The following is a 15,391-nucleotide window of genomic DNA, read 5'->3' on the forward strand; positions in this document are numbered from 1 at the left end:
GTACACCCCGATAGCGGTGGATCAGTCAATATACGTATCGACTGACACGGAGCTATCGGGGGCAAGCCCCCTCCCACATTTAGATCTCCAATTACCTGAAGATCACTTCCACACTTTTTAGATCTCCAATTACCTGAAGATCACTTCTACACTTTTTAGATCTCCAATTGTTTGAAGATCACTTCCACACTGTTTATATCGACAACAGCTTGGGGGTCACTGCATCCAAGGCGGTGGCGGTGGTTCGTCAGGCGTTTTGCTCGGTGGCGCATCATCCGCCGCGCGAGCCGCCTGGCGCCGCTCTTCGTCCAATCGCGCCGCTTCGATTTCGCGGATCACGCCGCCCACATCGGCCAGTTCTTCCGGTTCGTCGAACTCGCCGGTCAAGATGCTGGCCGGGTGCAAGGTGCCGGCTTCGTACAGCGCCCACATTTCCTTGGCGTACTTGGTCTTCTTCAGCTCCGGGGCAAAGCGCCCGAAGTAGGAAGCCATGTTGCCCACATCCCGCTCCAGCATGTTGAACGCGTGGTTGTTGCCCGCCGCATCCACCGCCTGGGGCAGGTCGATGATCACCGGGCCGGTCGGCGTGAGCAGTACGTTGAACTCGGACAGGTCACCATGCACCAGGCCGGTACACAACATCAGCACGATCTGGGAGATCAGGAACGCGTGGTACTCGCGCGCCTGGTCCGGCTCCAGCACCACGTCGTTCAGGCGCGGCGCCGCATCGCCGTACTCGTCGGCCACCAGCTCCATCAACAGCACGCCTTCAAGGAAGTCATACGGCTTGGGCACGCGAACGCCCGCGCCGGCCAGGCGGAACAACGCCGCGACTTCGGCGTTCTGCCAGGCATCTTCGGTTTCTTTCTTACCGAATTTGGAGCCCTTGGCCATGGCCCGGGCCTGCCGGCTGTTACGGACCTTTCGGCCTTCCTGGTATTCGGACGCTTGACGAAAACTTCGTTTGTTCGCCTCCTTGTAAACCTTGGCGCAACGCAATTCGTTGCCGCAGCGCACCACATAAACAGCTGCTTCTTTACCACTCATGAGTGGGCGCAGCACTTCGTCGACCAGACCGTCTTCGATCAGGGGTTCAATGCGTTTAGGAGTCTTCATCAGCTTTTATTGTGGGTCCTTTATTACCAAACACGCGTATGGCACTCGTTATACGGCAATCGGCTCGCCTCGGGGAGGGGCTACCGAGCTTTGACCACCGAAGAATGCATCCAATATGCCAGTTTTCCACGCAATTCAGCGTTCAATGATCGCTGTCACGCCCTGCCCTCCGGCGGCACAGATTGAAATCAGCCCGCGCCCCTTGCCCGCGACGTCCAACAGCTTGGCCAGGTTGGCGACGATACGCCCGCCCGTCGCAGCAAACGGATGGCCGGCGGCCAGGGAACTGCCCTTGACGTTGAGGCGGCTGCGGTCGATCGAACCCAGCGGCGCGTCCAGCCCCAGGTGCGTCTTGCAGTAGTCCGCATCTTCCCAGGCCTTGAGCGTACACAACACTTGGGCAGCGAATGCTTCGTGGATCTCGTAGTAATCGAAGTCCTGCAGTGTCAGGCCATTCCTCGCCAGCAAACGCGGCACGGCGTACACCGGCGCCATCAACAGGCCTTCGGCGCCGTTGACGAAATCCACCGCCGCCGCTTCGCCATCGCGCAGGTAAGCCAGGATCGGCAAGCCGCGCTCCCTGGCCCAGGCTTCGCTGCCGAGCAACACCAGGGAGGCGCCGTCCGTCAGCGGCGTGGAGTTGCCGGCGGTGAGCGTGCCTTTGGCGCTGCGCTCGAAGGCGGGCTTGAGGCCGGCGAGTTTTTCCAGGGTCAGGTCGGGGCGCAGGTTGTGGTCGCGGGTCAGGCCCAGAAACGGGGTGAGCAAATCGTTGTGCCAGCCTTCGGCGTAGGCCGCGGCCATTTTCTGGTGGCTCTCCAGGGCGAGCTGGTCTTGCTCGGCGCGCGGAATCTGCCAGGTCTGCGCCATCAGCTCACAGTGCTGGCCCATGGATAAACCGGTGCGGGGTTCGCCATTGCGCGGCAGCTCAGGTTTGAGGTGATGGGGACGGAGTTGTAACAAAAGTTTTAGTTTGTCCGCCAAGGATTGGCTGCGGTTGGCCTGCAGCAGAATCTTGCGCAGCCCTTCGTTCACCCCGATCGGTGCGTCGGACGTGGTGTCCACCCCACCGGCAATCCCGCATTCGATCTGGCCCAGGGCAATCTTGTTGGCCACCAGCAACGCCGCCTCCAGCCCGGTGCCGCAGGCCTGCTGAATGTCATAGGCCGGGGTTTGCGGCGACAGGCGCGAACCCAGCACGCATTCGCGGGTCAGGTTGAAGTCGCGCGAGTGCTTGAGCACCGCGCCGGCGACCACCTCGCCCAGGCGCAGGCCGTGCAGGTTGTAGCGCTCGATCAGGCCTTCGAGGGTCGCCGTCAGCATCGCCTGGTTGCTCGCCGTGGCATACGGGCCATTGGAGCGGGCGAAAGGAATGCGATTACCGCCAATGATCGCTACACGGCGCAATTGAGTCATGGAAAGCTCCCTGTCGGTTGTGGGGTAAGTCCTTCAGACTAGCCTAGGCTCAATCGAACGACTGCCGCCGCGAGGTGGTCAACCCTTTGAACCCCAGCCTTTGGAGAGCGTTCCATGTCTGACCGTTATATCGACTTCGCCAACTCAAGCCTCGGCCATCGCCTGGTCGCCGCCATTGGCCTGCCGTCACCGGTACGCCTGGAGCGCTGGCAAGCCGGGCGTCTGCGCCCGGTCGACGGCGCGCTGCTGCTCGGCGGCGGGGCGCTGGCGGCCAAGGTGCTGGCGTTTGCGCACAAACTCACCGAGGCCATTTATAGCTACGGCGCCGGGCCGCTGGAAGCACCGGCCTGGATTCCCGGGCATGGCCCCAAGCTCAAGGCGCTGGTGTTCGACGCCAGCGACTTGCAGCACACCGACCAGCTCAAGCAATTGCGCGAGTTCTTTCAGCCCCTGCTGAAAAACCTCGATCACAGCGCGCACCTGGTGATCCTCGGCCGCGCGCCGGAAAGTCTCAGCGACCCGTTCGCCGCCAGCGCCCAGCGCGCCCTCGAAGGGTTCAGCCGCTCCCTGGCCAAAGAACTGCGCAACGGCGGCGTATTGCAATTGCTGTCGGTCGGCCAAGGTGCCGAGGACCAGCTGGAAGGGGCGTTGCGGTTTTTCCTGTCGCCCAAAAGTGCCTACATCTCGGGCCAGGTGATTCGCCTGGAAGCCTGCGCCACCCCCGTCGAAGACTGGACCCGCCCGCTTGCCGCGCGTAAGGCGCTGGTCACCGGCGCGGCGCGCGGCATTGGCGCCGCCATCGCCGAAACCCTCGCCCGCGACGGCGCCGAGGTAATTCTGCTGGACGTGCCCCAGGCCAAGGCTGACCTCGAAGCCCTGGCGGCGCGCCTGGGAGGGCGCAGCATCGTGCTGGACATCTGTGCCGAAGACGCCGCCCGCCAGTTGATCGAACAACTGCCGGACGGCCTCGACATCCTCGTCCATAACGCCGGCATCACCCGCGACAAAACCCTCGCCAACATGACCCCGGAATACTGGGACGCCGTGCTGGCGGTCAACCTCAATGCGCCGCAAGTGCTGACCAAGGCCCTGCTCGACAGCGGCACCCTGCACGACAACGCACGCGTGGTGCTGCTGGCCTCCATCAGCGGGATTGCCGGCAACCGCGGGCAAACCAACTATGCCGCGAGCAAGGCCGGGCTGATCGGCTTGGCCCAGGCCTGGGCGCCGCTGTTGAAAGCGCGGGGGATCAGCATCAACGCCGTGGCTCCCGGTTTTATCGAAACCCAGATGACCGCGCATATCCCCTTCGCCCTGCGTGAGGCCGGGCGCCGCATGAGTTCCCTGGGCCAGGGCGGCTTGCCGCAGGACGTCGCCGAAGCGGTCGCCTGGCTCGGTCAGCCGGGTTCCGGCGCGGTCAGCGGCCAGGCACTGCGGGTGTGTGGGCAAAGTGTACTGGGAGCGTAAGCATGGACTGGACCACCCTGGACCACCCGCCGCAGCTTATGCCGTTGTACTGGCGCGCGGCGCTCAAGCGCAGGATCACCGGCAGCCACTTGCCCGAGCAGGGGTTTCGCTGCCGCGTGAGCGTCAACCCCGAGCAGGTGGCGGCGTATCGGCAGGTGTGTGGCTTTGCCGACAGCCCGATGCTGCCGGCGACGTATCCGCAGGTGCTGGCGTTCGGCCTGCAGTTAAAACTGCTGACGGCGCCATCGTTTCCGTTCCCGTTGTTGGGGCTGGTCCACCTGCGCAATCGCATCCGTGTGTATCGGCCCTTGGGGGCGGTGAGTGAGCTGACCATCGCCGTCCACGCACACCATCTCAAACCCCACGCCAAGGGCGCGACGTTTGAGCTGGTGACCACCGCCGAAGATGCCCTCGGCCTGCTGTGGGAAGCGCAGAGCCGCATGCTCTGCCGTGGCGTGAAGCTCGACGGTGCAGCGGCGGACGACGCCTTGCCCACGCCCACCCAGGTCAGCGAACTGACCCGCTGGAAAGCCCCGGCCGATATCGGCCGTCGTTACGCCCGGGTGTCCGGCGACTACAACCCGATCCACTTGAGCGCCCTGACCGCCAGACTATTCGGTTTCCCCCAAGCCATCGCCCACGGCCTGTGGAACAAGGCGCGCACCCTCGCTGCCCTCGGCGAGCACCTGCCCGCGGCGAATATCGAAATAGAAGTCGAATTCAAGAAACCGGTGCGTCTGCCCAGCGAGGTCACCCTGCACGCCAGCGTCGCCGGTCCCAGTGGCCAGTTGTGGTTAAAAGGCTCGGGGGAGATTGAGCACATGGTCGGCCGGTGGCGGCCGATTGGCTGAAACCGGCCGCTCATCTCTCTCGGGGCAACAGCGTGTCAGCGCGGCGGGTAGCTGGAAAGGATTCGCGCGACCGTCTTGCGGATGGCGTTGCTGCGATCCTGCGGCTCGGGCGAACTGGCCATGATCTGCTCGTCGCTGCCGCGCCAGACGAGTTTGCCGTCCTTGCCGTCGAGCAGGTCGATCTGGATGGTCGCCACCTTGTAAGTGATGTTGCGCGTTTCGTTGTACATCGGCGCGCCCCAGTAGCCATTCCACGGCCCGCCCCAGGCGCCGCCGTAGTTGGTGCTGACTTGTTGCTGGCGGTCTTCGACGATCAGGTAGGCCTGCGCATTCAGGTCCGCCCGGGTGCCCGCCGCCGCAGGGCGCAGGCCGCGTTGGTCGAGTTGTTCGCCGACAGCCTGGCGGATACGTTGTTCGGTGAGGTCGCTCTTGATCCGCGGATCATCGGGACGGTATTGCAGCGCCGGGTCTTTCCAGGCCCAGCTGCGGTAGGCGCCGAAGTCCCGGCTGGCATCAAAATCGTGGTTGACCTGGCTGGTCTGGCAACCGCCCAGCAGCACGGCCAAAGCGAGCGTTGCGATACGTCCAAACATGGTGGTTCTCCAACGAGCGACCCGGGCATTAAATGAGAATAGCTGTTAACTGGGAGGATACGCCGTCATTGCCTTTTGCACAGCCTTGCGCAACGCATCGGCTCGCTCACTGAGGCTGCCCTGACTGCCGGTTTCGGCGCTGGCGCTCCACACCGGCTGACCGCTGCGTGCATCGAACAGATTGACCCGCACCACCACGACCTGAACTTCATAGGTACGCACGATCGGCGCCGCGTTGTACATGCCGTAGCCATTGCCATAACGATTGTAGCCACCGTACCCATAGCCGTAGTCATCCTGGACCTGCTTGAGGCGCTTCTCCAGATGCACGTCGGCGCTCACCAGCAGGTCGGGCGCGCGGTTGTCGTGCAGGGGGCGCAAGCCTCGCTGGTCGAGGGCGCCGCTGACCGCTTCGGCAATCTGCGCCGAGTCCGCCCAAGCCGTGCCCGCTGGCAACTGGCCGTTGCGCCAGGCCCAAATGCGGTAGGCGCCGTAGTCACGCACAGGCGCGGGGTAGGCGCTGGCATCAAAGGTCCTGGCCGCCTGGGCCGGAGCCGGCGGCATCGGCGCCGAGGTGGCCACGTAGGGATTGGGGCTGGAGCAGGCGCCCAGCCCAAGGGACAACAGGATTAACCCGAAACGACGCATTTCGACCTCCACTGACTGGGCCGCTTAAACCGGACGGCAGATCCAGTGCAAATAACGCCCAAGTCCGGCAAAGCTTGGGTGACGACGATGGGCGAGCTCCATCTCCAGCACATCCTGCAACGCCACGCGGGCCTGGAATTCCACCGGCATATAATCGTGGAACACCCGCACGCCGCTCTGGCTTTCGACCTGCCAAAGCCCCTCGAGTTGCGCCGCCAGCTCTCGCGGGTCGAGCGGCTGCTGCGGGGTCAGGCTCTGTTTTTCGCCGGCCATGTCGTTCTTGCGCATTTTGCGGAAGTGGCCTTTGAGCAGGTTGCGGTAAATCAGCGCATCGCGATTGTAGAACGCCAGGGACAGCCAGCCGCCGGGCACCGTCAACTGGTGCAGCACGGGCAGGATCGCGTGGGGTTCGGCCAGCCATTCGAGGACCGCGTGGCACAGCACCACATCGTAGGGCTCGGTGAGTTGGCCGAGCAGGTCTTGCCAGGGCGCATGGATGAAGGTCGCGCTCTGCCCGGCCTCGGCGAAGCGTTGGCGCGCACCGCTCAGCATCGGCTCGGCGGGTTCGGCCAGGGTCACCTGATGCCCGCGCTCGGCCAGCCACAGCGACATGTGCCCCAGGCCCGCGCCGATATCCAGCACACGCAACGGCCGTTGCGGCAGGGCTTCGGTGAGGTCGGCCTGCAACACCGCCAGGCGAATCGCGCCCTTGGCGCCGCCGTAGATCTTCTCGGCAAAACGCGTGGCCAGTTGGTCGAAGTGACGATCACTCATGGATAAACCGCCGTTCGCTGTCGGCCAGCTTGGCGCGCACCACCTCGTTCATGTCCAGGCCCAACTCGCTGCACAGCAACAGCAGGTACAGCACGATATCGCCGACTTCCTGGCCGGCATGGGCGAGTGTGTCGGCGGGTAACTGGCGCGACTGGTCTTCGGTGAGCCATTGGAAGATTTCCACCAACTCGGCCATTTCCACGCTGGCGGCCATGGCCAGGTTTTTCGGGCTGTGGAATTGTTTCCAGTCGTTGGTATCGCGGATGCGATGCAGGCGTTCGGTGAGGTGTTCGAGGTTCATGAGGGGCTCCTGAAGGGGTATAGCTTCGGGGGGATCAGGGATGAAGGCAAGTGAATCCGGGGGGATGGACTTTAGGGCGCTATCGCAGGCAAGCCTGCTCCCACATTTGAATGGATTCACACATCGGAATGTGGGGGCTGGTTTGGCGGTGATGGGGTCTAGTCGACGACGCTGAATTCGATTCGGGCGGTTTGGCCGGCCTCGTCGAGAACGCTGAGCTGGTAGCGGCCCAATTGCTCGAAACTGGCGTTGATGCTGTCCTGGTTGGCGCTGTCGCCCAACGGCGCACCGTTGAGGAACCACCAGCGCCGGCCGCTGCCGCCCAGCGCCGAAATCTTCAGGCGCAGCGCCTGTTGGCTGGCAGCGGGCAGGCGCAGCTGATCGCCTTCGCGCACGCCGACGATCGACAACGGCGAGGACGCCGCCAGGGCCGGCGGTGGGCAATCGGGGTCCGCGGCCGGCAAGCGTGCGTCGCGGCGTTCGGCCCGCGGTAGCCAGGGTTCCAACGGCGCGGGCCACAGGGCAATGTTCTTCAACTGCGCGCCCGGGCAATGGGCGTCCACCCTCAAACCCTTGGGGTTGACCCAGACGCTTTCCATCAAGCCCACACCCAGCGGTTGATCCAGTGCCAGCAAGGTCGGCGGTGTGGTGTTGTCCAGCGTCCAGGCGAAACGCTGGCGCCGGCAATTCGGATCGCTGCGGCTCATGGGCTGGCCCAGCGGCCAGCAGATCGCCGCCACGCCGACGTTCGCCGGCACCGGTTTGACCGGCGCGCTGATGCCGCGTTGGCTGTCGCGGTTGGTCAACACATCGTGTACCTGCAACATCAAGGGCGCGGCCGAGGCCAAGCCGAACTGCCCCGGCACTGGCGTGCCGTCGGGGCGGCCGATCCACACGCCGATCAAATAGCGCGGCCCCACGCCGATCGCCCAGGCATCGCGGAACCCGTAGCTGGTGCCGGTTTTCCAGGCCAGCACCGGGCGCTGCACCAGTTCGGCACGCGGGTCGCGGTCGGGCCGCGCCTGGCCGCTGAGGATACGCCGCACAATCCAGGCGGACCCTGGCGACAGTAAAGGCCGTTCTTTAAGCGTATCGTCCGGCTGTAATCGAATCGTGGCGCTCCTGCCGTCGCGAGCGAAAGCGCTGTAGCCGCTCACCAGATCTTCCAGGCGACTGCCCGCGCCGCCCAGGATCAGCGCCAGGTTCGGCTCGGCCAACGCCGGCAGCGCCAGCGGCACCCCGCCGATACGCATCTGCGCGGCGAAGCGCTTCGGCCCGTAGGCTTCCAGCAACTGCACCGCCGGCAGGTTGAGCGAACTGGACAACGCCGTGCTCGCCGGCACCGCGCCGGTAAAGCCCATGGAGAAGTTGCCCGGCCGGTAATCGCCATAGCGCCTGGGCACATCCTGCAACAGCGATTCGGAGTGAATCAGCCCGTCGTCCAGGGCCATGCCATACAGGAAGGGCTTGAGGGTCGAGCCCGGCGAACGCAGGGCGCTGATCATGTCCACATGGCCGAAGCGCTTGGCATCATTGATGTCCACCGAGCCGAGGTAGGCGCGCACGGCCATGCTGTCTTCCTCCACCACCAGGATCGCCGCCGAGGTGTATTCCGGCAAACGCGCGCGCCAGCCCAGCAGCAGGTCTTCGAGACGGCGTTGCAGGGTGGCATCCAGGGTGGTGCGGATCAGCGGCGGGCTGTCGGGGCGGTTCAGGCGACGGGCGAGCAAGGGCGCCAGGCTGGGCTCCAGGCGCGGCGCGAGCAGCAACGGTTCTTCCAGCGCTTCGGCCACTGCCGATGACGGCCATACCTGGAACTCGCCGAGGCGGCGCAGCACCTTGTCCCGCGCTTCCTGGGCGCGCTGGGGGTGGCGGTCGGGGCGCAGGCGGCTCGGCGCCTGGGGCAACACCGCGAGCAAGGCGGCTTCGGCGTGGGTCAGTTGCGCCGGCGACTTGCCCAGATACGCCCAACTGGCCGCCGCCACGCCTTGCAAGGTGCCGCCAAACGGCGCGCGGTTCAGGTACAGGTTGAGAATCTCGGCCTTGGACAAGTGCCATTCCAACTGCGCGGTGCGCCACAGCTGGCGCAGCTTGCCGTGGAACGTGCGCGAGTGGGGATCGAGCAAACGGGCGACCTGCATCGACAAGGTGCTACCGCCCGACACCACCCGCGCACCGGTCAGGTTCTGCCACGTCGCCCGCGCCAGCGCGAACGGGTTTACGCCGGGGTGCTGGTAGAACCAACGGTCCTCGTAGGTGAGCAACGCATCGAGGTAATACGGCGACACCTCAGCGGTTTGCACCGGGTAACGCCACACGCCATTGGCATCGGCAAACCGCCACAACGGCGTGCCATCCTCGGCCAGCACCACCCGCGCCAGGTCGTCCCTGGGCAGCGGCAGGGGCCAGATGCGGTCGGCCAACCACAGCAGGGCAATCATCAGGAGCAGGCTCGCGAGGGTCCAGCGAGCAACTAAACGCAAACTCAAACGGGCAAACCTCTATGCTTGTAGGGAACTAGCCTGTCGCAATAACAACCAAAGGCACAGACACGCCCACCTTCTCATCAGGACACACACATGCAGGTAGAAAGCTTCTTCGAATGGTTGGGCCAGGCGCTCGGTTCCGTCATCCGTTTTATCGTCGACGGCCTCAGCGGCATCTTCGGTGCCTTGACCCACGCCGGTGGCAACTTTATCGATGGCCTGTCGCGCACCTTGGGCATGGACACTTCCATCATCAGCATCATTACCCTGATCCTCGGCCTGATGCTGCTGTACTCGGCGGTACGCGCCTTCATGCGCGCATCGATCATCATGGGCATCATCTGGCTGATGCTCGGCCTGTGGCTACTCAGCTGGGTAGTCCACTAACCCCAAAAAAACCCCACCAATCCCTGTAGGAGGGGGCTTGCCCCCGATAGCTGTATTTCAGTCAATGCATCAGGTAACTGACCCACCGCCATCGGGGGCAAGCCCCCTCCCACATTTAGCCCTCATTCCACATTTAGCCCCATTCCCAGATTTAGTCTCCACTGCACATTTAGTCCCCATTCCACATCGAGCTTTCAACGCCCCTTGATCACCAGATCCACCGGTGTCTCACCCACCGCCTGCCAGTTCGGCCGATACATCGACTCCACCTGCGGCGGCGGCACCCGATACGTCCCCGGCGTCACCGCCCGCGCCAGATACAACAGGTGCGTGGTGCCATAGCCATCCAGGTTCATCGCCGCCACGTAGCGGTCATCACGAAACTCCTGATGCTTGAGCGAGGCGTTCTGCATCGACTCGCGCCATTCCTTCACCTGGCTGCTGGCGTTTTCCAGGCTTGCGGCGCTTTGCGCGAGGTTCTGGTTTTCCAGCTCCAGGCCTGCCGGCAGCAGGTCCACCACCAGGGCATCCGGTACACGCTGCTTGGCGCTGACCGCCAGATGCACCAGCACCAGGTCGCCGCTGTTGAGGCTACGCAGGTTCAGCGGCTGGCCGTTCATGCCCAGGTATTCGCGGCGGATGCTCAGGTTGTCGCCGCCGGCGGCCGGTGGCACTTGTGGATAACCCGAGATCGTCAACTGCTGGTACACCGGCGTCTCGCCCTGATTGCGCAGGCTCAAGTCGCTGGACAGCAGCGCGCCCGTCAACGCCAGTGTCGACTGTTGATTATTCAATTCGCGCACGCCGCCGCTGCCGGTGAGCGACACCTGCCAATTCGACTCGGGCTCGGCGAACCCGAGGCGCCCGGCCAGGAACAGTGAGTTGCGTTCCTGGGTCGACAGGTACGGGCTGGCCGCCAACTGATCCGACAAGGTGAACAAGCGCTCTTCACGCTTGCCCTTGGCCAGGTCGTTTTCTTCGAGCAACGCCAGGATCATCGCCTGGTCGCGCAGCGGGCTGCCGTAGTCGGCCAGCCATTCCTTGGCATTGCGCTGCGCCGCCAGCCCTGCGAGCAAGGCTTGATCGGCACGCGGCTGGTCGCCCATCTTCTGCAAGGCGATGGCCAGTTGCACCAGCGGCAACCCGGAGCGCGCATCGCTGCGCCGCTCGAACAGACTGCGCAACGCGCCCAAAGGCGCCTGCTGACTGCGCGCCAGTACCAGGCCGGCGTAGGCCTGCACAGCGAAGCGGGTGTGCTCGGCGTTGTCGCTGTAATCAACTTCGATCAGGTTGCGCTCCTGCACATACCGCAGCAGACGCTCACTGGCTTTCTTCAAGGCTTGCGGCGGCACGGCGAAGCCCTGGTCGCGGGCGCGCAGCAGGAAGTCGGTGACATAGGCGGTCAGCCAGTATTCCTCTTCGCCATCGGCGCCCCACAAGCCAAAGCTGCCGTTGTAGCGCTGCATGCCCAGCAGGCGTTCGATGCCCAGCTCGATCTTGCGTTTGCGCTCGGCGTCCGGCTCGCCCTTGATGCCCAGGCGCTTGAGCAAGGCATCGTCGGCATACAGCGACGGGTAGAGGCCGCTGGCGGTCTGCTCCAGGCAACCGTAGGGGTACGCCTTGAGCGCACTGATTTGCGCGCCGAGGTTCAACGGCGGCCGGCTCGACAGGCTCAACAACGCCTCGCGCCCCGCGCTGTCGAATTGATCGAGCGCCCCCGCCGGCAGGCTCCACGGCTGCTCCTTGAGCACCGCACGATAGTGCTTGAGCAAGGCCGGATAGGCCGGGCGCACGCCCAAGGTCCATTCGCGGCTGAACGGCGGCAGGTTTTCACCGGGCAGGTCCAGGCCATTCACCGTGACTTTGAGCTTGCCCTGCCCCAGGCCGCCCCAGGCTTTCACCGGGATGCGCAGCGTGGTGCGCTGGCCCTGTTTCAGTTCAAGCGATTGCGCGGCGCTGTCGACCAGTTCCAGTTGCCCTTCGGCGCTCAGTTGCACGTCGAGCTTTTGCGCCTTGCCCGACAGGTTGGACAGGTCCAGCGCCAAGCTGGTCTGGTCGCCGCCCGCGAGGAAGCGCGGCGCCGACAGTTCGGCAATCAGCGGTGCGGCGATCACGGTTTTGGCTTCAGCCATGCCGTAGCGGTCATCGCTCCAGGCCTGGGCCATCAGGCGCAATTCGCCGTTGAAGTCGGGGATATTGACGCTGACTTCACCCTCGCCCTGCGCGTTCAACGTCACCGGTGCGCTTTGCAGGGCGACGATGGTCACGCTGGTGTCCGGGCGTTTGCCGCCCTTGGCCAATGCGGCGTCACCGCCGAAGGCCAGGCTCGCCAGGCGGCCCTGGCCGGCTTCGATCAGTTGGCCATAGATGTCGAACTGGTCCACGCCATACGACTTGCGGCCGAACAGGCTGGAGTACGGATCGGGCGTCGGGTATTCGGTGATATTGAGGATGCCTACGTCGACTGCCGCCACCAGCACATGCACCTGTTTGGGCACGCTACCGTCGGCATTTTTCGCGGTAACTTTCACCGTCAGCGCTTGTTTGGGGCGCATTTTTTCCGGCGCGGTGAGGGTCAGCCCCAGTTTGCGCTGGGTGCGATCCAGCGGCAGGTGCAGCAGGCCCACCGCCCGTTTGGGGGTGATGTTGGCTTTGCGCTCGCCGGGGCGGATCACCAGGGCGCTGACGTAGAGGTCATGGCGCGCCCATTTCGGGTCGAGTTTCACGGCGAAGCTTTTGCCCTCGGCCGGCACGTCGATCGCCTGCCACCACAGCGGCCCCTCGGCGGACTCGACCAGCAGATAGCCTTTACCGGCCGCCGGCGGCGTCACCGTGACATTGGCCGTATCGCCATCGCCATAGGCGGGTTTGTCCAGCGCCAGCTTGACCTGATCGGGGCGCACGGCGCCGCCTTCGGTGTTGTCCTGGGCCTGGTAGCCGGCCCAGAAGCGCAGGCTGCTGACCAGCCCGGTCTGCGGGTCTTCGACCTCGACGCGGTACGGGCCCCACTCCACCTGGAAGCTGACCTTGGCGGTGTCGCCCGCCTTGATGTCCAGGCTCTGTTCGTCGAGGTTGAGGAATTTCTCGTTGTAGTGGTAGCTCCAGCCGTCGCTGTCCGAGTAATTCCAGTAGTAGTCACGGCGCTCGCGCACCAGGCGGACCTTGAGGTTTTTCGCGGCGAGTTTCTGCCCGTCCTGGTTGGCCAGCAGCACTTCGAATTCCGCCGGGCCGTCGCCGTTGGTTTCCTTGCCGTCAAACAGCCCGCGCAGGCCCGGCAACTGCTCGGCCGGCCAGATCGGCTGCACCAGGCGCCGGGTGATCGGCCGCCCGCCCGATTCATGCAGACTGGCTTGCACGATCAGTTGCAGCGGCGACTTGGCGTCGGCCCATTTGCTTTCCAGGGTCAGGGCTTCCTGGCCCTTGGCGTCGAGCACGCTTTCATCCAGTTCGAAATCCTGGCTCAGCTCTTCTTCGGTGACGGAGCCGAACTGGTAACCCGGCAGCGATTTCACCGCCTCGCGCAGCGGACGCACATACACCTGCCCGCTGACCCGGTTGCCCGACGCCGGCGCGCCGTAGAGGTAACGGCCGTTGACCTGAATGACCGGGTTATCCGCCGGGCTCAATGCCGTGTCGCTGCCCTTGAGTTCGAGCGCCAGGCGCTCGGGCAGGAAGTCTTCGACGAGGAACTCGTACAACTGCGGCTTGCCGTCGCCCAGGTCGAACACCAGCTGCCAACGCCCGGTCGGCGCTTCGCCGGCCAATTGCAGTTGATATTGATAGAGGCCGGAGGCGTCGGCGTCCCAGACGAATTTGCGGCTGACCTGCTCATCCGGGCGGCGCACTTCGACGCTCACTGGCTGCGGCTTGACCGCGTTGCCGTCCTTGTCGCGCAGCAAGGCGTTAAGCAGCACGGTTTCGCCAGGGCGATACAGATCGCGTGGGCCGAACACAAAGAACTGCAGCGGGTGCGACGATTGGCCGCCGATATCGAACTCCGCCAGATCGAGCGCGGCGCTGTCCAGGCGCAACAGGCTGGTTTGTTCGCCCTGCTTGGCCAACAGCACCTGGGCCTTTTTCGGCAACGGCAATTCGGCGTGACCGCCCTGCTCGGTCTTGCCCTGCCCCACCACCCGGCCCTCGGCATCGAGCACTTCGAGGTCGACGCCATCCAGCGCCTTGCCACCGTCCAGCGCCTGGGTAAACACATCCAGGCGATTGGCGTAGCGGTGAACCGACAGGCCGATATCACTCAAGGTGAACAGCGTGGCCGGTTGCGAATAGTTGTAGGTGCCCGACGCCCGCATCACCGCCAGGTATACGCCCGGCTGCTGCAATTGCTTGAGGCCGGCGATCGGCAGCAACAGGGTTTCGCGGGTATTGCGCGCCGGGTTCAGGTCGAAGCGGCCGCCGTAGACCAGATCGGCCAGCGGCAGCAGCTCGCGGGACTCATAGCTTTGCAGGCTGGTGTTGCGCCCCCACTGGGCGAGGAACGATGGCAGGGATTCGGGCTTGATCCGGAAGAATTCGACGTCGATCTTGTCGACATTCAGCGCAATCACCGGCAACCCCTCGGCCAGCCGCGTGGGCAACAGCGTGCCACGGCTGGCGAAGCCGACGGTGGCTTGCAGGTCACGGGTTTCCAGGCGGGCGACGTACTCGGCGGGCAACAGGTTGTTGTTCACCGCGCGCACGCCGGGGTCGACCGTCAGCACCAACTTGCGCTGCGGCTCCAGGTGGCGCAGGCGCAACTCCATCAGGTTATCCGACAGCTCCCAGGCGCCGTCGACCTTGCCCGACTTGCTGTCCACCAGATGCAGCTTGTCGGCGAATTTCTGCTCCGGGTCCAACGGCACGGAAAAACTCACCGACAGGGTGCTGGCGCCGTCCAACTGCACCTCAGACACGTCCACCACACTCAGCTCACGCCCGGCATAGCGCTGCTTCAGCGCCGCCACATCCACCGCCGCCTTGGCCGGCTTCGGCGCCACACTGCTCGCAGCTGCCGGCGCGCTCGGCGCAGTCGGTTTATCGGAAGAATCGCAGGCGCTAAGCAGGGCCAGCGCACAAGCCAGGAACAGTCCTTTGTTAAGCATGGGGCACTCGTCGTCAGAGGGAACCGAGGGATGAACTATATATCAGCGCCGGCCAAGCCGATGTGGCGCTGGTCACATTGACCGACGGAGGGCAGTTTGGTTCTTCGCGTCACGCGATCCAAGCCAAATCCCACAAACACAAAAGATCAAAATCACAGAAGATCAAAATGTGGAATGAGACCAAATGTGGAATGAGAGCTAAATGTGGAATGAGGCCAAATGTGGGAGGGGGCTTGCCCCCGATGGCGGTGAGTCAGTC

At 64.5% G+C, this 15,391-nt stretch carries 11 protein-coding genes; 3 read left to right on the top strand and 8 right to left on the bottom strand.

Features of this window, described 5'->3' with window-relative positions; translation table 11 throughout:
* Positions 1-216 precede the first annotated feature (216 nt).
* Both AC07W0_RS25870 and AC07W0_RS25875 read right to left on the bottom strand, forming a co-directional pair.
* Positions 217-1,116 carry a PA4780 family RIO1-like protein kinase gene (locus AC07W0_RS25870; RefSeq protein WP_017849647.1) on the bottom strand — a complete coding sequence of 300 codons (900 nt, stop codon included), beginning with the start codon at positions 1,114-1,116 and terminating at the stop codon, positions 217-219.
* Between the two features lie 135 nt (positions 1,117-1,251).
* A complete protein-coding gene (locus AC07W0_RS25875) occupies positions 1,252-2,529 on the bottom strand; it encodes an acetyl-CoA C-acetyltransferase (protein WP_017849648.1) in 1,278 nt (425 codons plus the stop codon).
* A 114-nt stretch (positions 2,530-2,643) separates the two neighbouring features.
* Between AC07W0_RS25875 and AC07W0_RS25880 the strand changes: the two genes are divergently transcribed.
* Together AC07W0_RS25880 and AC07W0_RS25885 are read left to right on the top strand one after the other, a co-directional pair.
* Entirely contained in the window at positions 2,644-3,996 is a 1,353-nt protein-coding gene (locus AC07W0_RS25880) for a 3-oxoacyl-ACP reductase (protein ID WP_017849649.1), read from the top strand.
* Positions 3,997-3,998: 2 nt separating this feature from the next.
* Positions 3,999-4,847 (top strand): MaoC family dehydratase, encoded by an 849-nt coding sequence (locus tag AC07W0_RS25885; RefSeq protein WP_102618939.1) that lies wholly within the window; start codon positions 3,999-4,001, stop codon positions 4,845-4,847.
* 35 nt (positions 4,848-4,882) lie between these two features.
* On the opposite strand, the gene AC07W0_RS25890 is transcribed toward AC07W0_RS25885, so the two are convergent.
* The 5 genes from AC07W0_RS25890 to pbpC form a co-directional block, all read right to left on the bottom strand.
* The gene (locus AC07W0_RS25890) at positions 4,883-5,440 is read right to left on the bottom strand and encodes a DUF4136 domain-containing protein (RefSeq protein ID WP_102618940.1); all 558 of its coding nucleotides are present in this window, start codon (positions 5,438-5,440) and stop codon (positions 4,883-4,885) included.
* Between the two features lie 45 nt (positions 5,441-5,485).
* Positions 5,486-6,088, bottom strand: a complete 603-nt coding sequence (locus AC07W0_RS25895; RefSeq protein ID WP_017849652.1) for a DUF4136 domain-containing protein — start codon at positions 6,086-6,088, stop codon at positions 5,486-5,488.
* A 24-nt stretch (positions 6,089-6,112) separates the two neighbouring features.
* A complete protein-coding gene (locus AC07W0_RS25900) occupies positions 6,113-6,862 on the bottom strand; it encodes a methyltransferase (RefSeq protein ID WP_017849653.1) in 750 nt (249 codons plus the stop codon).
* Positions 6,855-7,163: a MazG-like family protein gene (locus AC07W0_RS25905; RefSeq protein WP_017849654.1), complete on the bottom strand. Its 309-nt coding sequence runs from the start codon at positions 7,161-7,163 to the stop codon at positions 6,855-6,857. The genes AC07W0_RS25900 and AC07W0_RS25905 overlap by 8 nt, the downstream gene beginning before the upstream one ends.
* Before the next feature lie 158 nt (positions 7,164-7,321).
* The gene (pbpC, locus tag AC07W0_RS25910) at positions 7,322-9,652 is read right to left on the bottom strand and encodes a peptidoglycan glycosyltransferase PbpC (RefSeq protein ID WP_017849655.1); all 2,331 of its coding nucleotides are present in this window, start codon (positions 9,650-9,652) and stop codon (positions 7,322-7,324) included.
* 90 nt (positions 9,653-9,742) lie between these two features.
* Between pbpC and AC07W0_RS25915 the strand changes: the two genes are divergently transcribed.
* Positions 9,743-10,036, top strand: coding sequence for a hypothetical protein (locus tag AC07W0_RS25915; RefSeq protein WP_017849656.1), 294 nt, complete (start codon positions 9,743-9,745; stop codon positions 10,034-10,036).
* 194 nt (positions 10,037-10,230) lie between these two features.
* Here the strand turns inward: AC07W0_RS25915 and AC07W0_RS25920 are convergent, their stop codons facing one another.
* Entirely contained in the window at positions 10,231-15,132 is a 4,902-nt protein-coding gene (locus tag AC07W0_RS25920) for an alpha-2-macroglobulin family protein (protein ID WP_102618941.1), read from the bottom strand.
* Positions 15,133-15,391: the final 259 nt, after the last annotated feature.

This window comes from Pseudomonas sp. GW704-F2 (assembly GCF_059423025.1).

Excerpts from the sequence above, each read along its gene's own strand:
- AC07W0_RS25890 (WP_102618940.1), bottom strand. The coding sequence starts at position 5,440 with ATGTTTGGACGTATCGCAACGCTCGCTTTGGCCGTGCTGCTGGGCGGT.
- AC07W0_RS25915 (WP_017849656.1), top strand. The coding sequence starts at position 9,743 with ATGCAGGTAGAAAGCTTCTTCGAATGGTTGGGCCAGGCGCTCGGTTCC.
- AC07W0_RS25900 (WP_017849653.1), bottom strand. The coding sequence starts at position 6,862 with ATGAGTGATCGTCACTTCGACCAACTGGCCACGCGTTTTGCCGAGAAG.
- AC07W0_RS25895 (WP_017849652.1), bottom strand. The coding sequence starts at position 6,088 with ATGCGTCGTTTCGGGTTAATCCTGTTGTCCCTTGGGCTGGGCGCCTGC.
- AC07W0_RS25920 (WP_102618941.1), bottom strand. The coding sequence starts at position 15,132 with ATGCTTAACAAAGGACTGTTCCTGGCTTGTGCGCTGGCCCTGCTTAGC.
- AC07W0_RS25880 (WP_017849649.1), top strand. The coding sequence starts at position 2,644 with ATGTCTGACCGTTATATCGACTTCGCCAACTCAAGCCTCGGCCATCGC.
- AC07W0_RS25870 (WP_017849647.1), bottom strand. The coding sequence starts at position 1,116 with ATGAAGACTCCTAAACGCATTGAACCCCTGATCGAAGACGGTCTGGTC.
- AC07W0_RS25885 (WP_102618939.1), top strand. The coding sequence starts at position 3,999 with ATGGACTGGACCACCCTGGACCACCCGCCGCAGCTTATGCCGTTGTAC.
- AC07W0_RS25905 (WP_017849654.1), bottom strand. The coding sequence starts at position 7,163 with ATGAACCTCGAACACCTCACCGAACGCCTGCATCGCATCCGCGATACC.
- AC07W0_RS25875 (WP_017849648.1), bottom strand. The coding sequence starts at position 2,529 with ATGACTCAATTGCGCCGTGTAGCGATCATTGGCGGTAATCGCATTCCT.